We start from the raw sequence: 18806 nt of genomic DNA on the forward strand, positions 1-18806 counted from the left end.
AGACGATTGCTGTGAAGCAATCGTCTTTTTTAAATTATGGGCAATACGATTTCAAAAGCGGTTCCTACATTCAATTTGCTTTCTACACGTATTTTTCCTCCATGCAGCTCTATAATAGACAAACTGATGGCCAAGCCTAAACCTGCTCCTCCATATGCTCGAGAGCGTGAAGCATCAGCTTTGTAAAATCGTTCAAATAAATGAGGAATATGCTCTTGAGGAATTCCGTGACCGTTATCTTGTATTATTAACGAAAGTTCTTTCTCATTGATTTTTCCTATCACTTGAATAACTCCTGTATTTGAATTTGTATGCTGCACCGCATTAGAGAACAAGTTTAAAATGACTTGTTTAAATTGGTCTTTGTTAACTTCCGAGGGTAAACGGCTTGGGAAGTCGAATAAAACTTTTCTGTTTCCCGCTAATAGCACTAGTTGAGGTTTCATATCTAAAATTAATTCATCTAGAAAACAGCTTTCTTTTTGAAACGGCGGAAGTTGATCAAGCTGGGCAAGAAGCAGAAGATCCTGAATAAGTTTGCGCAGTCTTTTGGATTCTCCATACATGCTTTTTAACGCATTATATAACTGCTCAGGATTACTGCTGGCTCCTCTTAATAAAACTTCTAAAAAGCCGTGAATAGATGTAAGTGGCGTTCGCAGTTCATGCGAAGCATCCGCAACAAAACGCCGCATTTGTTCTTTGGCTTCTGTTTCTGCCTTAAATGCTTCTTCAAGACGCTCAAGCATTTCGTTAATAGAAAGAGAAAGGCGGTCCATTTCGATTTGTCCTTGATTAATGGGCAAGCGGTCATGTAAGCTTCCAGCATTAATATGCTCCACTTTTTTAGTAATAGTAAACAAAGGAATTAACGTCTGCTTTAAAACAGAAGAAAAAACAAAAAAAGCAATGGTCATTGCAGTAAGTGAAAGCATTAAAAAGATTACCATTTGTCTGATTAACAAGTCTCTTAGTGATTCTGTAGGAGTATTAATTTGAATAACTCCCTGTATTTCTCCGTCAAAGACAATGGGTTTTAAAACAATGACTTGCTCTTGATGACCATCGATTTTTTTTATGATGCTCATGGTGTTGTCCGGCTGTTTGATATTTTTCATTACTTGCTTGTATGTAGATGCCGAAAGCTTAGGAAAGTAAGAATGATGTGGATCCTTAGCCAGCCGTAAAAATGCTATCTTTTGATTAATAAAGGTAATATTAACACCCGGGAAATAAACCATAGGTCTTGATTGTTTTACATCCTGGCTTGTTTCAATATCATGTTTCCAGACATCATCAGGAATTAAATGGATTTGATCCTCAATGCTTCTAATTTTGTTTGTGTAGATAAATTGCTTCATGAACACGTATTGAAAAACGCCTATTAGCATCAGTAAGCTCAAAATAATGAGCAAACTTCTGAATAAAAGCTGAAGACGAAGTGAGTTCAACCGAAAGAAACGTTTGTGCTTCATGAAATATCAATCCGATAACCTACACCGCGAAGCGTTCGAATAACGGTTCGGCTGTGGTCCTGTAATTTTTCTCTCAGTGATCGAATGTATACTTCTACAATATTTTCTTCCCCTCCAAAATCATATCCCCACACCCGATCTAAAATGGTGGATTTACTTAATACAAGTCCATGATTAATAACCAAGAATTTTAACAATGCATATTCAGTAGGAGATAAATCAAGTACGTGATTAAGGTATTTAATTTCTTTTCGGCGGTCATCAATTTTAAATGGACCAATTGCCACCTCGTCTAATAAGTTGGGAAATTGATTGCGGATTCTAGCTTGAATGCGTGCAAGAAGTTCTTCAAAACTGAAGGGTTTGACCATATAATCATCCGCTCCAATAGTCAGCCCCTTTACTCGATCGTCTACTTGATCTTTTGCTGTTAGCATGATGACGGCTATATTTCCCATTTTTTTTAACAAACGACATACTTCAAATCCATCCATTCCTGGAAGCATAATATCTACAATAGCGATATGAGGTTTAAATTCTTTGGCTATATTAATTCCTTCAATCCCGTCTTGTGCAGCCTTAATATCAAATCCTTCATTTGTTAAACCTAAAGATAAAAACTGTAAAATGGTTGGTTCGTCATCTATAAGTAAAACTTTAATTCCTTTTAGTTGTTCCATCATGGTGAAAACTCCTTTGCTCCTCTACTTTCTATTATGCTTCTTTACCTGAAACAGCACTGAATAATAGCTGAAAGCAAGCTGAAAAATAGTAGCTATTCTTATATCTTCAGCTAACTTTAAGCTTCTATTCGTCTTATTCTCAGAAATCTTTTGCATAATGAACGACGTACTAGATAAAACACCATAAATTAGATGGAAAGTCTAATGGTGAAAGAGGAGGAAATTTGAGGATGATTAAATGGGCAAAAGTATTGTCTACATCTGCTTTAGGAACTGCAATTGCATTTAGCTCCATTACAACGAGTCACGCTGCAGAAATGAAGACAACAAAAGCAGAAACAATTGAACATGTGAGTATCTCTCAAGCGCAGGCAAAAGGTATTGCTCTGCAAGATTGCAAAGGGACAGTTACATCTACGGAATTTAAGCAGGAATCGAGTGTCTATGTAATTACAATTGTAACGAACAACCTTGAGCAAAGAATCGTAGAAGTAAGTGCAAGCATTGGAAAAGTAGTGAAGAAACAAGAAGTGAAGTTATGGATACAAGATCAAGTGAAAGAATCTGTTTCTAAGCAGTATAAAGGTGCTATTCAATCTATTACATTTAACAAAGAAACACGTGAATATACGGTTGTTTTAGTAGATGGAAAAGTAGAATATACGCTAACAGTGGATGGTCTAACGGGGAAAGTCATTCATGAGAATAAAAAAGAGTTGCAACCAATGTCAGAGCAAAAAATAAAAGAAGCAGCTGTTAAACAATACGATGGTTATGTATATAGTCTTGAGTTTAAAGAAGCCGCTAATCAGTATGTTGCAGTGATTCTTAAAGACAGCACTCGATATACAGTAACGTTAGATGCTTTTACAGGAAAAATAGTTAATACTTCTCAGCAAGCAGTGAAGCTATTAACGAGACAAGATGCAAAAGATCTTGCATTGGCTACATATGCAGGTAACGTGAGAATGGTAGAATACGACCGAATCGCAGCGATTTTTACAGTAAAAGTAATCAAAGATAATACAGAGTATACAGTCACAATCGATGCGGTTTCAGGTAAAATCACACATGTAAAACAAGATAAACTTCAGCCATTAACTGAAAAGGCTGTAAAAGTTCTTGCTTTAAAACATCAAGAAGGAAAAGTAGAGCACGTTGAACTTACAACAGAAAACTCAATTACTGTATATGTAGTAACCTTAGTGAGCGGAAGCAAGCAGCAGACGCTTAAGTTCGATGCTTATACGGGACAAGAGTGCTCATAACTTTCATACATTTTATTTTTCATTCATCTCAAGCAGAGGATGCTTCAAGGCACCCTCTGCTTTTCTATTTGCAACTAGAAATGTTGCCGGGTATCTATGTTAAGATAAATGTAGATTATTCTTGTGAAATGGATAGAACTAGAATGAACTAAATTAAATAGATAGGGTGTACACATGAGAAAAGAAGTACAAGTTATAGCCAAAGAAGCTTTTATTAAAAAAGTGAACAAAGGTTATCCGCTCATTGAAAAAGATGCGCTTGTTGATGGTCATAAACTACAAGAAGAAGGCGTTATTATTGACTTAGTAACTCCGAAGAATCAATTTTTAGCCAAAGGATATTATGGAAAACAAAATAAAGGCTACGGATGGATTCTGACGAAGAAAAAAAGTGAGAAAATTGATGCGGTGTTTTTTGCACGAAAAATTCAGCAGGCTATTGCATCTCGCCATGATTTTTATACGTCTGAAGACACAACTGCTTTTCGCGTATTTAATAGTGAAGGTGACGGAATCGGTGGCTTAATTATTGATTATTATGACGGGTATTATGTCATGAGTTGGTATAGTGAAGGAATTTATCAATTCAAAGAATATGTCATTGAAGCCTTAAAATCTGCGCCTAACTTTAAGGGTCTGTACCAAAAGAAACGGTTTAATGTAAAAGGGCAGTACATTGAAGAAGATGATTTTGTAACAGGAGATAAAGGGGAATTTCCTTTAATTGTAAAAGAAAATGGTATTCGTTTTGCCATTTACTTAAATGATGGAGCGATGGTTGGGATCTTCCTAGATCAGCGAGACGTTCGTAAAACCATTCGAGGCAAATATGCAAAAGGAAAGACCGTCTTAAATATGTTTTCGTATACGGGCGCATTTTCAGTGGCGGCCGCTCTTGGAGGAGCGACTAAAACAACAAGTGTCGATTTAGCCAATCGCAGCTTGGCAAAAACAATTGAGCAATTTAGTGTAAATGGAATTGATCATGAGGCACAAGACATTATTGTAGAAGATGTTTTCAAGTATTTTAAATATGCGGTCAAGAAGAACATGACGTTCGATCTTGTGGTGCTAGATCCGCCAAGCTTTGCTAAGTCGAAAAAGCATACGTTTAGCGCAGCAAAAGACTACAAGGATTTATTAAAAGAAGCCATTGCTCTTACAAAGCCAAATGGTGTCATTGTGGCATCTACGAACGCGAGTAATTTTGATATGAAAAAGTTCCATTCATTTATCGAAAAAGCTTTTAGCGAAAAAGGGGAACGTTACAAAATGATGGAGCAGTTTTCTCTTCCAGCTGATTTTAAAACAATAAAAGAATTTAAGTCAGGTAATTATCTTAAAGTCGTGTTTATTCAAAAGGTAAATCGCTAAATGCAAGGCTGCATGATGAACTCATGCAGCCTATTTATTATATTAAAATAATGCTTACAAGCTATTTTGAAGGGAATAAAATGAGGGTAAGAGATAAATATTATCAATATGTATGATAAAATAATAAAGGAATATGCTCAACACTTCACATTTTTACAATATCATCCTTATGAAACGTATTTTTACAATCATTTTATTTTAAATGGGACACGTATTGTGTACAGATTGGAAAGAGCATACTACTATCATTATTTAAAAACATGAAAGGAGAAAGATTATGGCTGAAACAACAAAAAAGCCTGCTGGCGAAGTGAAATTTATTCCTTTATTAATTTGTCTGGCAATCGGACTTATTTTATGGTTTATTACACCTCCGTCCGGACTTGATGTGAAGGCTTGGCACTTATTTGCTATTTTTGTGGCTACTATCGTAGGGCTTATCATTAAACCATTGCCATTAGGCAGTGTGGCTATTTTATCTTTAACCATTATTGTATTAACTAATACATTAACACTTGAACAATCGCTCAGCGGTTTTCAAAATACGACGATTTGGTTAATCGTTATTGCGTTCTTTATTTCTAGAGGTTTTATTAAGACTGGGCTAGGGACAAGGGTTGCCTATATCTTTGTGCGCTTGTTCGGTAAAAAGACGTTGGGGCTATCGTATTCTCTTATCGTAAGTGATTTGCTTTTATCACCTGCAATGCCGTCTAATACAGCACGAGCTGGAGGGATTATTCTTCCAATCATCCGCTCTTTATCTGAAACATATGGGTCAAGAACTGGAGACGGTACGGAGCGCAGAGTCGGTGCTTTCTTAACAAAAGTATCGTTTCAAGGTGATATGATTACATCAGCTATGTTCGTAACGGCGATGGCGGCCAATCCTCTTGCTGTTAAAATGACAGAACAAATTACAGGAAAAACTATTTCATGGGTTGGCTGGGCAGCGGCTGCAATTGTACCTGGGATTATTAGTTTAATTGTTATTCCGCTTGTTATTTATAGGCTGTATCCGCCGGAACTAAAAGAAACACCGGAAGCATCTGAAATTGCAGTTAAAAAATTAAATGAGATGGGTCCATTAAAGAAAGAAGAATGGTACATGATTGGTGTATTTTTACTTCTTCTTGTGCTGTGGATTTTTGGGGCTAATTTAAATATTAATGCAACAACAACTGCTTTTATTGGTCTATGTACGCTACTTTTAACGCAAGTATTAAGCTGGTCGGACATCAAAAAAGAACAGGGAGCGTGGGATACATTAGTCTGGTTTGCCGTTTTGGTTATGATGGCAACCTTCTTAAATGATTTAGGCATGATCCCTTGGTTCAGTGATTTGATGAAAGGAACTGTTAGTCATATGTCTTGGATAACGGCATTGATTGTACTAGCTGTTGCGTATTTTTATTCTCACTACTTTTTTGCAAGTAACACGGCTCATGTCAGCGCTATGTACGCAGCATTTTTATCTGTTATCGTGGCTGCTGGTGCGCCTCCGTTACTGTCAGCATTAATTTTAGCGTTCTTTAGCAATTTATTTGGCTGTTTAACCCACTACGGCAGTGGACCGGCACCGGTGTTCTTCGGTAGTGGATATGTAACACAGCAAAAGTGGTGGTCGCTCGGCTTTTTAATTTCAATTATTCATATTATTATTTGGATTGGAATTGGCGGATTGTGGTGGAAACTGCTAGGTCTATGGTAAAAAAACAGTGGCGCAGGCCACTGTTTTTTTTATGCTTCAGCCCAAACGGATACGGAGCCGCCATTTACAGGAAACTGGCCGTAGCCGTCTTCTTCAATCACAACTTGATCTTCTCTATTATTTGTGAAGTCAATCCAAGTTTGTCCACGTCGGTGTTCGCCGACGAACATTCTCTTTTCACCATCTTCGCCGTTTGAAATCACCACAGCGCATCCAGACTTCTCAAATTCTTCTACACCATGCCTTACCCATCCAATGGTATTGGGGTGATCAAAATAATCGTCTTGCTGCCCGTATGCTTTGTCATAGCGTACATATAAGAGAGAAGAAATATCTTCTTCTTTTCCCTCAATGGGATGCTCTCCTCCTATCCCGAAATAGTCTCCGTAAAACACACAAGGATAGCCGTCTTCACGAAGTAAAATTAAAGCGTACGCACTTTGTTTGAACCAATCTTCTACCCACGATTCTAAAGATTCATTTGGCTGAGAGTCATGATTATCTACAAATGTGACAACATTCAAAGGGTGTGTCTTGACTAAGGTATCATCAAAAATTGTGGTTAAATCAAACTCTCTTCCTTGCTGAGAGGCTTCATGCAATTTATAATGCAGTGATACGTCAAATAAATCAATTTGATAATCAATCACGTCTAGGAATTCCTGGCAGGCTGTTAACTCTGGATTCCAAAACTCTCCCACAAAATAAAATGGCTTTTCTTGAGAAGAGGACAATTCGTGAGCAAACTCTTTAATAAAATCATGGTTAATATGTTTAATGGCGTCTAATCGGTAACCGTCGCACTGCAGGGTATCCGCTAACCATTTTCCCCATTTAATCATTTCTTCCCGAACTTCAGGGTGATCATAGTCAATATTCGCAAACATTAAATAATCGTAGTTGCCAAACTCTTGATCGACATTTTCGTTCCAGCTTTTGTTTTCTCCGACAATACGAAAAACACCTTCTTTTCCGTTTTTATCATCATAATCAGTGCCATTAAAATGATTAAAGTTCCATTTAAAAGAAGAATATTGATCGCCGCGCCCTTCAAACGTAAACTTTGTCCATCCTTCAATTTCAAAAGGTTCAGAAATCTCTTCTGTCCGGTTCATAGGGTCTACTTCAATGACGTGGAACGTTTCTTTTTCATCCGCTGCTGCTTTATGATTCATCACAATATCCACATAGACATTAATCCCATGATTATGACAGGCCTCAATGGCTTCATGAAGCTCTTGCTTGGTTCCATACTTTGTACGAACAGTTCCCTTTTGATTAAACTCTCCAAGATCATATAAGTCGTAAACGCCATAGCCATTATCCTCTGATGAAACACCTTTTGTAACCGGGGGAATCCATACGGAATCAATTCCTTGTTCTTTTAGTTGAGGAGCGAGCTCTTTGAGGCGTTTCCAATGCTCGCCATCAGCTGGCACATGCCATTCGAAAAATTGCATAATTGTATGATTCCGTTCCAAGTTAAATCATCCTCCTTTTAAATAAAAAGATATAATCGCTCACAGATAGTTCTTTAGAATCAAATGAGAATTTGATTATATTTTTTCTTTTAACGTTCCTGTTATCCCTATTCTTTAAACCTTTTTCAACATATGAAGCTTAAGAAAATCTTAAGATTTTCTCTTCTTTTTTCTTAAGAAATACAGTTTACAATAAAACCCATAGACGAAATGACCCATGATATACTTTTGAAAGGAGCGTGAGAAATCAATGAACGAATATATGGTTTTAGTTGTAGACGATGAGCAAGAAATCCGTAATGGTATTGCTATTTATTTAAAAAATGAAGGTATTAAAGTCTTTACGGCCAAAGATGGAATCGAAGCCATAGAGATACTAAATAAAGAAAAAGTTCACTTAATTATTCTTGATATTATGATGCCAAGGCAAGATGGCATTTCAACGACGTTTAAAATCCGCGAACAAAAAAATATCCCGATTATTATGCTGAGTGCGAAAAGCGAAGATGCCGATAAAGTGCTCGGTCTGCAAGTAGGAGCAGATGATTATGTGATAAAACCTTTTAATCCATTAGAACTGATAGCAAGGGTTAAATCACAGTTAAGAAGATATGTGACATTAGGTACATATGAAGAAACAAAAACGATTGATATCCGAGGTCTTGTACTTGATATTGAGGCTAAGTCCGTTACTCTTGATGGGGAGTTCATTAAGCTGACTCCCATTGAGTATAAAATTGTAGAGTTATTAATGAAAAATGCAGGCAGAGTTTTTTCCATACATGATATTTATGAACGCGTATGGAATGAACCAGGCTACAACGCAGAAAATACAGTAGCGGTGCACATTAGAAAAATAAGAGAAAAAATTGAGTTTGAACCAAAAAATCCGAGATATTTGAAGGTTGTGTGGGGAATTGGATATAAAATGGAAAAATAACATTATTTCAGCTATAGGGATTATCTTGTTTTTATTTGGTTTAGGAGCAACCATTTCTTCTATTAGTAACGTAAATAATTTATTGAAAGTGAATTATTTACAAAAGAGCACCTATGTAAAATCAGGAGACTTTCAAAAAGAAATAGATCGTTTTACAAATGATCTTTACCTTTTAGAATTGACATCCAAAAATAAGAATACCGTTAATGCAAATACGATAACAGAAGAAGAAATCGAGTCGTATCGATATGCAGAAGGAACCTTAACAGAACAAGTACAAAATGTACATGATAAATATAAAGAAAAAATAGAAGACGCTAAGCAAGCAAAGAGCAAGAAGGTTGAAGATGCCTATGTAAAGCAGCAGGATATAGAAATTAAAAACATTCAAAAAAAGTTTCAAGATGATCAATTTGTTCGAGAGGAAATAGCAAAAAACAAAGAAAACCAAATAAAAAAAGTTTATGATGAAGCTTTCGATGGGCAAAAAACATTATCTCAATATAAAAAAGATATCATCTATTACCTAAAAAATACAGACACAAACAAAGTATATACCAACATCCAAAATGCAAGTAAAGAAGATGTTAATCAATTAGTAAAAAAGAAAAATATATTATATAAACATGACTATTCCGCTCAATCACCTCTTGTATTTCAACAAGACGAATACGAAAATTTATCATTAAGCAGTGAGACAGACTTAGAGATTCCAACCCGGTATTTAAAGCAGGAGTTTACGGGTATAATTGCTGTTCCTGAAAAAGAAGCCTTCATTAGTCCTTTGTTTGATGAGTATAACTATTATCATTATCAAAATGTAGCATTTCTCGTGTATGCATCGTCAGGGATAATAGCTCTGTTAATAGTTTACTTTATTTATAAAAAAACAATAACCGAATGTTTAAAAGAAATAACAAGACAAACTGCAGTACAGAGGATTTATAAAAAAGTACCTTTAGATATTTGTATAATTGTTTTTCTTTTGTACTCATTTTTTACATTAAGTCTAGTTCTGAACAGCTATCCAGCTTCTTTATTAGAATCATATAAGCATGTTGCTACGTTCTTCTTTTTCATGATAGCAATATCTATAGCTATTTGCCTATGGGCATTTCAAGTATTTCTGCTGCTTCAGCGTATGTGCACAATAGATTATATAGAAGAAGAGTATAAAAGAACATGTGTTTATCAAGTAATTTATTTTCTTCAATCTATTTTTATTATTAGGCATATAGGCATGCATATAGTGATTGTAGTACTGCTGTTAGTTTTTGCGGTGTTTGCTGTTGCGGCTCTATTGATCAGTTCCTCAAGCTTTATACCAGAATTGGCCTCATTGTACTTAGTTGTTGGCGGTGTTGTAGGAGTGATTACCTTGATACTACTTATGATACGAATTGATTATTTGAATAAAATTATTATTTCAATTGATCAAATTGCCACAGCTGAGTGGAAAGAGCCGTTACCTATCAAAGGAAAATCAGCTTTGACTCAAGCAGCCATAAATGTAAATCATATTCAGCAGCAAATTCAAAAATCTCAGCATGTTCAAGTTAAAAGTGAACGCTTAAAGACAGAGTTAATTACAAACGTTAGTCATGATTTGAGAACACCATTGACGTCTATTATGACATATACAGCATTGCTGAAGTCGCAAGATCTTACTTCCGACGAACAAAACGCTTACGTTGAAATTATTGACCGGAAATCCAAACGTTTGCAGACACTTATTGATGATTTATTTGAAGTCTCAAAAATGGCGAGTGGAAATGTAGAATTGCATAAAGACAAAATTGATATTAACCAGCTTCTTCACCAGGCTTTGGCGGAATATGATGAAGCCATTAAAGATTCGACTTTGCAATTTCGTATTCAATCTTTCGAAAATCCTATATTTGCTACGGTAGACGGTCAAAAATTATGGAGAGTATTTGACAACTTGATAGGGAATATATTGAAATATTCACTTGAGCAAACGCGCGTCTATATTTCTGTTCAAGAAATAAATGACCAAGTGAAATTAACGTTCAAAAATGTAAGTAAATATGAATTAAACGAGCAGGCAGATGAGCTGTTTGAACGTTTTAAAAGAGGGGACACCTCAAGACAAACTGAAGGCTCCGGACTTGGGTTAGCTATTGCTAAGTCTATTATTGATTTACATGGAGGAGAATTAAATATTAAAATTGACGGAGATTTATTTAAAGTAACGATTACGCTCTAATTTAAGGGAATATAAATGCGGATACCTACTAAAAAAGAGAAGCAATCTCATTATGCTGGTTGCTTCTCTTTTTTTAGTGTTCTTAATTTTATTCCGCAACCGCAAAGCATACTATGTTTTAGTATTTTTATTTCTCTATGGCACTGAGTGCATCTTATTTCTTGTCCAGTCATTTCTTCATCCCTTCCTCTTTTTACAAGAATTTAAATAAGTATCCATAAAATATGGATACTTATTTGTTGATAAAATGTTAAACTAATTGAGAATAAACGAGAATATATAATGAGAAAAATAACTCTGTATTTTCATTTGAAAAACAAATAAATTTATTTTACTTGCTGCGGAACAGATAATCCTAAGCCATCGGCAATGCGTTTTCCATACTCTGGATCGGCTTTGTAGAAGTGTTGAATCTGACGCAGTTTAATTTCTTCTTTTTCTACAGGCTTCATAGCTTCAACGATGTTTGCAACTAGGCGTGTACGCTCGTCTTCGCTTAGAAGGCGGTATAAATCACCTGCTTGCGTGTAATGATCGTTACGATCATATGCGACACTATCAGCAACGCCTGAAACAGGGTATGCCGCTTGTTTGTTTTTATGAGATTCTGTCGGGCCGCCAAAGCTGTTTGGCTCATAGTAAACAGAGCGGCCGCCGTTATCATCAAAGCGCATTTGACCGTCACGCTGATAGTTATTTACTTCGCTACGCGGGCGATTAATCGGTAGCGCTTGATGATTAGCGCCAACGCGATAGCGATGTGCATCGCTGTATGCGAATAGTCGACCTTGTAGCATTTTATCGGGTGATACGTCAATTCCCGGTACAAGCGTTCCAGGTGAGAATGTAGCTTGCTCCACTTCTGCAAAATAATTTTCTGGATTGCGATCCAAGACCATGCGACCCACTTCAATTAGCGGATAATCTTTTTGTGACCAAACCTTTGTGACATCAAACGGATCAAAGCGATACGTATCAGCATCTTCTAATGGCATAATCTGAACGTACAGCTTCCATGAAGGGAAATCGCCTTTTTCAATAGCATTAAATAAATCTTCAGTATGATAATCTGGATTTTCACCAGCTAGCTTTGCGGCTACGTCTGGAGAGAGGTTTTTCACGCCTTGCTCTGTTTTAAAGTGATACTTCACCCAAACGCCATCTCCTTCAGCATTAACCCACTTAAATGTGTGGCTGCCAAATCCATGCATATGGCGCAAAGTTGCTGGGATACCGCGGTCAGACATCAAAATAGAAACTTGATGCAAAGATTCAGGAGACAGGGACCAGAAATCCCAAACGGCCGTCGGATTTTTTAAATGCGTGCGTGGATCGCGTTTTTGGGTATGAATAAAGTCAGGAAATTTAATCGCATCTCGGATGAAAAATACAGGTGTATTATTTCCGACTAAGTCGTAGTTTCCTTCTTCTGTATAAAATTTAACAGCAAATCCACGAGGGTCGCGAACAGTATCTGCTGAGCCGTTTTCACCAGCTACTGTTGAAAAGCGAACAAATAGAGGTGTACGTTTTCCTACTTCAGAAAGGAAAGCTGCTTTTGTATAGGCAGAAACATTGTTTGTGACTTCGAAATAACCGTGGGCACCGGCGCCTTTTGCGTGTACTACACGTTCAGGAACACGCTCTCGGTTAAAATGGGCTAATTTTTCTAAAAGGTGAACATCTTGAATTAAAGTAGGGCCGCGTGAACCAGCGGTCATCGAATTTTGATTATCTCCAACCGGAGCTCCCCAACTAGTTGTTAGGTTATTCTTGTTTGTTGTCATCTTAGAACCACCTCTTATTTAAATTTTATTATGTTAGAAATAATAATAACATTTTCAAATAAAAAATCAATACTATTTTATAATTATTATAATTTAACTCGTTAATTTTGAGATGTAGTCAACGGTGGATATACATGTGAAGTGTACGAACTATTTTTGAAATTTTCTGTATAGTATATTTAGTTTAATAATAAAAATGCCTGATGTACAATTATTTTAACCGGCTATTACTACATCAAAAACACGCTTGCTTATATAAGCAAGCGTGTTGGTTTTATATATTTTGTGATAAGTTTGCTTTCGCTGCTAGCTCAGCCTGAGGCGTGCGCCAAAGCTGTGTCCATTTTTGAATCGCAGCAATCATAATAATGAGACCGAGTATAAGCATGATGATAGAAAGAGTTGCATTTAATATGCTGTAACCTGCCGCAGCTTCATTTAAATACACATTCTTAACCATCCAATAACCCGCATAGTTAACCGTTACGTAAAGGTAGGCTAGTGGAATAAGGCAAGTAAGCATATAGGAGCGTTTATCTGCAATTTTAAGAATAACGGTTGCTCCAATAATTAAACCAATGGATGCCATTAACTGATTCGATACGCCGAACAGCGCCCAAACAGAGCCAATGTCCCCCGAGAACAATAAGTACCCCCACATAAAACAGGCCAGGGCACTTGCAAAAATTGACCCGGGAAGCCAGTCAACTCGCTTCAACGGCTTATAAAATTCACCGAAAAAGTCTTGAATTAAATAGCGGGAAACACGTGTACCAGCGTCGATAGCAGTTAAAATAAACACTGCTTCAAACATAATGACAAATTGAAAAAAATAGGAAGATAGGTGGCTGAACCAAGGAATTTCCGTGAAGATATACGTCATTCCTACAGCCAGTGTAACAGCGCCGCCTGTACGGCCTTCTAAGTTTAGGCCTATCTCTTGACTAAGCTGAGGAAGAGCTGTCACGTTCATGCCGAGTGTTTTGAACACTTCAGGTGTAGAGTTGATTGCAAAATAGTCTCCAGGATGTAAAGCTGTTGCGGCAATTAATGCCATAATTCCTACTAAACATTCGACTAACATAGCGCCGAAGCCTACAACTTTAATATCACTCCAACGGTCGAGCATCTTAGGTGTAGTTCCTGAACCAACAAATGCATGGAATCCGGAAATAGCCCCGCAGGCGATCGTAATGGAAATGAACGGCCATACAGGTCCCGCCAAAATAGGGCCGCCTCCGTGAATAAATTCAGTAACTGCAGGAAATGGAATTGCTGGGTTTACGAAAAACACGCCTACAATCAGCGCGATAAAGACACCAATTTTCATAAAGCTGCTTAAGTAATCTCGAGGTGCTAAAAGAAGCCAAACGGGCAAGGCCGCTGCAAAAAATGCATAAACGGGAAGAATAATTGAAAGTGTTTTAATATCTAGTGTTAAAAAATCCCCTAGAGCAGTTCCTTGAATATAAGGACCGCTAAATACGGCAATTAAAATTAAAATGAAGCCGACGGTAGAAGCCGCTTTTAAATTACCGGTTTTTTTGTGGTAAATACCTACCCCCATCGCAATCGGAATCGTAATTCCAACAGCGAATGTGCCCCAAGGGTTTTTCTCAAGTGCGTGTAACACGACCATAGATAGACCAGCCATGGTGATGGTAATGATAAAGAGCATGGCTAAGCCTGTACAAAAACCAGCGATAGGACCCAGCTCTTTTTTAGCCACTTCTGAAAGCGACTGGCCTTTCTGGCGCATAGATGCAAATAACACAACTGCATCGTGAACGGCTCCTCCGATTACAGCTCCTATTAAAAGCCAGAGTAGTCCGGGCAAATAGCCGAACTGAGCTGCTAAAATAGGCCCAACAAGCGGACCCGCAGCTGCAATAGCTGCAAAATGATGACCAAATGTTACCCATCGGTTGGTTGGCACATAATCTTTTCCATCTTCAAGCTCATGTGCTGGCGTTTTTTGCGCATCGTTTAGTTTCAAGACTTTAACAGCCATGAATGTTCCATATAGCCGATACGCAATCATTAAAATACAGATAGATCCAATAACAATCGTAACCGCATTCATTACAAATCCCCCTATCCCTTAGTTGTCTGATGTTTGTACTACTACACAACGTTATGTAATTGTGTGTTCCCCTTACAACTTTCATTATAAAAGAAGAAAGCGCTTTTATCACCAATTTTTCCCTTAATTATTTAAAAAATTAGAAAGTTCAAATTCTCCTTGAAAAACTATAAGACTTTTCACATAATCTCTGCTATAATTTTAAAAAAAATTAGTACGCATTTAGGTGTTTTTAGTTAGGGAGATGAAAAGAGTGAACTATCGTCAAGAGTTACAAAATAGTAAGCGTATTGTAGTCAAAGTAGGGACATCTACTTTGACCTATGATAATGGAGATATTAACTTAGCACGCATTGAAAAACTAGCGCGTGTGTTATCAGATTTAATGAACGCAGGAAAAGAAGTTGTACTTGTTACATCAGGTGCTGTTCAAGTGGGAGTGAAAAAACTAAAGTTAAAAGAAAAGCCAACTTCTATTCGTGAAAAACAAGCGGCAGCCTCTGTCGGCCAATGTGAGCTTATGCATATTTATAGTAAATTTTTTGGTGAGTACAGCCACATTGTTGGTCAAGTTCTTTTAACGAAAGATGTAATTGAGGATGAACATGTACGCAATAACGTTGTGAACACGTTTGAAAAATTAATTGAAGATAGAGTCATTCCTATTGTGAATGAAAATGATACAGTGGCCATCGATGAGATTGAAAACATCGTGCGTTTTGGCGATAATGATAATTTATCTGCTATTGTTTCAGTTTTGATTCATGCGGATTTACTCGTTATTTTATCTGATATTGACGGTTTCTTTGATTCAGATCCCACAAAAAACCCTAACTCTAAATTAATGAAAGTAATAGATGGCATTACACCGGAACTTGAGAATTTTGCTGGAGATAGCGGAACTGACGTTGGAACAGGCGGAATGGTCACAAAGCTTACCGCTGCTAAAACGGCTACGAATGCAGGCGTGAGCTTAATTCTAGCAAATGGTAAAGAGCCAAGTATTTTGCGCGATATTATTGAAGGCCAAGAAATTGGAACGTTATTCTTAAAACAAGCTGAAGGAGTATTGAAATGAGTGAATTACAGCTTAAAGGAAAGTACGCAAAAGAAGCCTCTTATTTCTTAGGAAATGTAACGAGCGAACAAAAGCGGCAAGCGCTTTATAAAATGGCGGCTGCTTTATTGGATCAACAAGAAGCGATTTTAAAAGCAAATGAATTAGACGTAGAAAAAGCGGTTCAAAAAGGTACATCAAAAGCGATGTTAGATCGTCTATCTTTAAATGAAGACCGGATTCATGGAATGGCAGACGGACTGCGCCAAGTAGCTGCACTTGCTGATCCAGTAGGAGAAGTCTTGTCTATGAACAAACGACCAAATGGCTTACAAATTGGGCAGCAGCGTGTACCTATTGGTGTTATAGGAATTATTTACGAAGCGCGTCCAAACGTTACATGTGATGCAGCCGGTTTATGCTTAAAAGCAGGAAATGCGGTTATTTTGCGCGGAGGCAGCGAGGCTTTTTATTCAAATCAAGCGATCGTTTCCGTGTTGTCTCAAGCTGCGGCAAGTGCAGGGTTGCCTGAGCACAGCGTACAGCTTATTGAAGATACATCAAGAGAAACAGCACTGGAGTTAATGAAACTAAATGAATATATCGATGTATTAATTCCTCGAGGCGGTGCTGGTTTAATTGAAGCAGTGGTGAAAAATGCCACGGTTCCCGTTATCGAGACAGGCACGGGGAACTGCCACATTTACGTTGATGAAGAATATGATTGTGATATGGCGACCGATATTGTCATTAATGCAAAGACATCTCGTCCAGCGGTGTGTAACTCAGCTGAAAAGCTGATTATTCATCAGCGGGCGGCCCGTGAATTTTTACCGATTATTGTTCAAGCGCTACGAGAAAAAGATGTAGAAGTACGCGGTGATGAACGTGCTCTAGCAATCGTTCCAGATCTCGTTCCAGCAGGGGATCAGGATTGGAAAAAAGAATATTTGGATTTTATCATGGCAGTTAAAATCGTAGATGATATTGATAAAGCGATTTCTCATATTAACGTTCATAGTTCATATCACTCTGAAGCGATTGTAACAACAAATTATGCTCATGCGCAGCGTTTTTTACAGCGCGTTAATTCAGCCGCTGTTTACGTGAATGCTTCGACTAGGTTTACGGACGGAGAAGAGTTTGGTTTCGGGGCAGAAATCGGCATTAGTACACAAAAACTTCATGCACGTGGACCAATGGGATTAAAGGAATTAACAACGTTAAAATATATTATTTACGGAAATGGACAAATTCGATAAAAAAGAAGCCTAAGGCATATGCCCAGGCTTCTTTTATTTCCATATATGTTCAATTTCTTCAAGTGACTTTCCTTTTGTTTCTGGAACCCACTTCCATATAAACAAAAATGAAGCGATACACATAGCCATGAAGGATAAAAATGTAAAAGATCCTCCAGCCTTATTCCAAAGGATAGGAAAAAACTGAGACACAAACCAATTAGCTATCCACAAGAAAAACGTGGAAATAGACATCGCATAGCCTCTCACGTGATTAGGGAAAATTTCAGAAATTACAACCCATACAACTGGCCCCATAGAAATATTAAAAAGAAATAAATAAAAAACAATAAGTAAACTAGTAGTCAAGCCCTCAGTACCTTGTGAATGAAATCCAAAAGAAACGAGAAGCTGTGTAACAGCCATACCAGCTGTCCCAATAAGTAATAAAGCTTTGCGGCCAATCCGGTCGATAAGCCACATGGAACAAAGAACGCCTAAAAAGGCAGCTACACCAATCATAGACGTAACCAGAAGCGATAAATCTCCTTTCGCTCCAGCTGCTTCAAAAACTTGCGGTGCGTAATAAATAATGGCATTGATTCCGAGGAGCTGTTGAAATGCTGCAAGTAGAATACCAATGAGCAAAGCTTTTCGAAGACCTGTCTCTTTAAAAAGTGAAAGAGAAGCCAACTGATTTTCTTTTAACGATTGTTCAATAAGATAAAGCTCTTGGCGTGCAATGTGTGTACCATTGATTTTAATTAAAATATTCATAGCTTCTGAAGTCCGGTTTGCTTTTACCAGCCACCTCGGACTTTCAGGAACGGGAGAAAGGATAAGAAGAAATAAAAGAGCTGGAATGCCAGAAGCACCGATAATGTAGCGCCACCCTGTAGAACTCTGCCAAGCGTCTTCTCCAATAGACAAAATGTAGTCATTTACAAAATAGACAGAGACAATTCCAACGGCAACAGCAAATTGATAAAGAGAGCCTAAGCGGCCACGCATGTGCGGAGGGGCTATTTCAGAAATATAGGTAATAGAAAGAACAGAAGCCATGCCAATGCCTAGCCCTCCAATAATCCGAGAAATAATAACAAAAGAGATAGATAGAGATAGCGCTTGCATAATTGCAGAGACGATAAATAAAGAAGCTGCTAAAAGCAAGATGCTCTTTCTACCGAATCGGCCACTCAGCTTTCCTGAAGCAAATACTCCAACAGCACCACCGAGTAGCAGGCTAGATACAACAAACCCTATCATCATTGGACTGAGCTTAAAATGAGATTCTATTAACCCAATAGCTCCTGAAATAACAGCCGTGTCATAGCCATACAGCAACCCTCCAAAAGCAGCTGCGCATGAAATGAAAATAACGAAAAATAGATTTCCTTTTTGCTCCTTATACTCGTCAGAAGTGACTTTTACTATCCCCATATAAATTCCTCCTTTGAATCGCGGTCACTATTTTAATTT

13 protein-coding genes are annotated in these 18806 nt (G+C 37.5%); 7 read left to right on the forward strand and 6 right to left on the reverse strand.

Features of this window, described 5'->3' with window-relative positions; translation table 11 throughout:
* Nucleotides 1–29 precede the first annotated feature (29 nt).
* Nucleotides 30–1475, reverse strand: coding sequence for a sensor histidine kinase (locus ACLHDF_RS11320; protein ID WP_413918948.1), 1446 nt, complete (start codon nt 1473–1475; stop codon nt 30–32).
* Nucleotides 1472–2155 carry a response regulator transcription factor gene (locus ACLHDF_RS11325; protein WP_413919417.1) on the reverse strand — a complete coding sequence of 228 codons (684 nt, stop codon included), beginning with the start codon at nt 2153–2155 and terminating at the stop codon, nt 1472–1474. Before ACLHDF_RS11325 ends, ACLHDF_RS11320 begins: the two co-directional genes overlap by 4 nt.
* A gap of 233 nt (nt 2156–2388) precedes the next feature.
* On the opposite strand from ACLHDF_RS11325, the gene ACLHDF_RS11330 reads away from it, so the two are divergent.
* The 3 genes from ACLHDF_RS11330 (at nt 2389) to ACLHDF_RS11340 (ending at nt 6511) form a co-directional block, all read left to right on the forward strand.
* Nucleotides 2389–3426 carry a PepSY domain-containing protein gene (locus tag ACLHDF_RS11330; protein WP_413918949.1) on the forward strand — a complete coding sequence of 346 codons (1038 nt, stop codon included), beginning with the start codon at nt 2389–2391 and terminating at the stop codon, nt 3424–3426.
* Between the two features lie 174 nt (nt 3427–3600).
* Entirely contained in the window at nt 3601–4800 is a 1200-nt protein-coding gene (locus tag ACLHDF_RS11335) for a class I SAM-dependent rRNA methyltransferase (protein ID WP_413918950.1), read from the forward strand.
* Nucleotides 4801–5077: 277 nt separating this feature from the next.
* Entirely contained in the window at nt 5078–6511 is a 1434-nt protein-coding gene (locus ACLHDF_RS11340; protein ID WP_413918951.1) for an anion permease, read from the forward strand.
* 29 nt (nt 6512–6540) lie between these two features.
* Here ACLHDF_RS11340 and ACLHDF_RS11345 read toward each other — a convergent pair whose 3' ends face one another.
* Nucleotides 6541–7992, reverse strand: a complete 1452-nt coding sequence (locus ACLHDF_RS11345; protein WP_413918952.1) for an alpha-amylase — start codon at nt 7990–7992, stop codon at nt 6541–6543.
* Between the two features lie 250 nt (nt 7993–8242).
* On the opposite strand from ACLHDF_RS11345, the gene ACLHDF_RS11350 reads away from it, so the two are divergent.
* Both ACLHDF_RS11350 and ACLHDF_RS11355 read left to right on the forward strand, forming a co-directional pair.
* Nucleotides 8243–8932 carry a response regulator transcription factor gene (locus ACLHDF_RS11350; RefSeq protein ID WP_413918953.1) on the forward strand — a complete coding sequence of 230 codons (690 nt, stop codon included), beginning with the start codon at nt 8243–8245 and terminating at the stop codon, nt 8930–8932.
* Nucleotides 8910–11159, forward strand: coding sequence for a histidine kinase dimerization/phospho-acceptor domain-containing protein (locus ACLHDF_RS11355; protein WP_413918954.1), 2250 nt, complete (start codon nt 8910–8912; stop codon nt 11157–11159). Before ACLHDF_RS11350 ends, ACLHDF_RS11355 begins: the two co-directional genes overlap by 23 nt.
* Nucleotides 11160–11485: 326 nt before the next feature.
* Here ACLHDF_RS11355 and katA read toward each other — a convergent pair whose 3' ends face one another.
* Both katA and cstA read right to left on the reverse strand, forming a co-directional pair.
* Nucleotides 11486–12946, reverse strand: coding sequence for a catalase KatA (gene katA, locus ACLHDF_RS11360; RefSeq protein ID WP_413918955.1), 1461 nt, complete (start codon nt 12944–12946; stop codon nt 11486–11488).
* A 274-nt stretch (nt 12947–13220) separates the two neighbouring features.
* The gene (gene cstA / locus ACLHDF_RS11365) at nt 13221–15029 is read right to left on the reverse strand and encodes a carbon starvation protein CstA (RefSeq protein ID WP_413918956.1); all 1809 of its coding nucleotides are present in this window, start codon (nt 15027–15029) and stop codon (nt 13221–13223) included.
* A 244-nt stretch (nt 15030–15273) separates the two neighbouring features.
* On the opposite strand from cstA, the gene proB reads away from it, so the two are divergent.
* Both proB and ACLHDF_RS11375 read left to right on the forward strand, forming a co-directional pair.
* On the forward strand, nt 15274–16107 hold the full coding sequence (proB, locus tag ACLHDF_RS11370; protein WP_413918957.1) for a glutamate 5-kinase: 834 nt from the start codon (nt 15274–15276) through the stop codon (nt 16105–16107).
* Nucleotides 16104–17348 (forward strand): glutamate-5-semialdehyde dehydrogenase, encoded by a 1245-nt coding sequence (locus ACLHDF_RS11375; RefSeq protein WP_413918958.1) that lies wholly within the window; start codon nt 16104–16106, stop codon nt 17346–17348. Before proB ends, ACLHDF_RS11375 begins: the two co-directional genes overlap by 4 nt.
* Before the next feature lie 33 nt (nt 17349–17381).
* Here the strand turns inward: ACLHDF_RS11375 and ACLHDF_RS11380 are convergent, their stop codons facing one another.
* Nucleotides 17382–18767 (reverse strand): sugar porter family MFS transporter, encoded by a 1386-nt coding sequence (locus ACLHDF_RS11380; RefSeq protein WP_413918959.1) that lies wholly within the window; start codon nt 18765–18767, stop codon nt 17382–17384.
* Nucleotides 18768–18806 lie beyond the last annotated feature (39 nt).

It is taken from the genome of Priestia megaterium (genome assembly GCF_046599315.1).
GTDB lineage: Bacteria > Bacillota > Bacilli > Bacillales > Bacillaceae_H > Priestia > Priestia megaterium_F.

Excerpts from the sequence above, each read along its gene's own strand:
- ACLHDF_RS11320 (WP_413918948.1), bottom strand. The coding sequence starts at position 1,475 with ATGAAGCACAAACGTTTCTTTCGGTTGAACTCACTTCGTCTTCAGCTT.
- ACLHDF_RS11325 (WP_413919417.1), bottom strand. The coding sequence starts at position 2,155 with ATGGAACAACTAAAAGGAATTAAAGTTTTACTTATAGATGACGAACCA.
- ACLHDF_RS11330 (WP_413918949.1), top strand. The coding sequence starts at position 2,389 with ATGATTAAATGGGCAAAAGTATTGTCTACATCTGCTTTAGGAACTGCA.
- ACLHDF_RS11335 (WP_413918950.1), top strand. The coding sequence starts at position 3,601 with ATGAGAAAAGAAGTACAAGTTATAGCCAAAGAAGCTTTTATTAAAAAA.
- ACLHDF_RS11340 (WP_413918951.1), top strand. The coding sequence starts at position 5,078 with ATGGCTGAAACAACAAAAAAGCCTGCTGGCGAAGTGAAATTTATTCCT.
- ACLHDF_RS11350 (WP_413918953.1), top strand. The coding sequence starts at position 8,243 with ATGAACGAATATATGGTTTTAGTTGTAGACGATGAGCAAGAAATCCGT.
- katA (WP_413918955.1), bottom strand. The coding sequence starts at position 12,946 with ATGACAACAAACAAGAATAACCTAACAACTAGTTGGGGAGCTCCGGTT.
- cstA (WP_413918956.1), bottom strand. The coding sequence starts at position 15,029 with ATGAATGCGGTTACGATTGTTATTGGATCTATCTGTATTTTAATGATT.
- proB (WP_413918957.1), top strand. The coding sequence starts at position 15,274 with ATGAAAAGAGTGAACTATCGTCAAGAGTTACAAAATAGTAAGCGTATT.
- ACLHDF_RS11375 (WP_413918958.1), top strand. The coding sequence starts at position 16,104 with ATGAGTGAATTACAGCTTAAAGGAAAGTACGCAAAAGAAGCCTCTTAT.
- ACLHDF_RS11380 (WP_413918959.1), bottom strand. The coding sequence starts at position 18,767 with ATGGGGATAGTAAAAGTCACTTCTGACGAGTATAAGGAGCAAAAAGGA.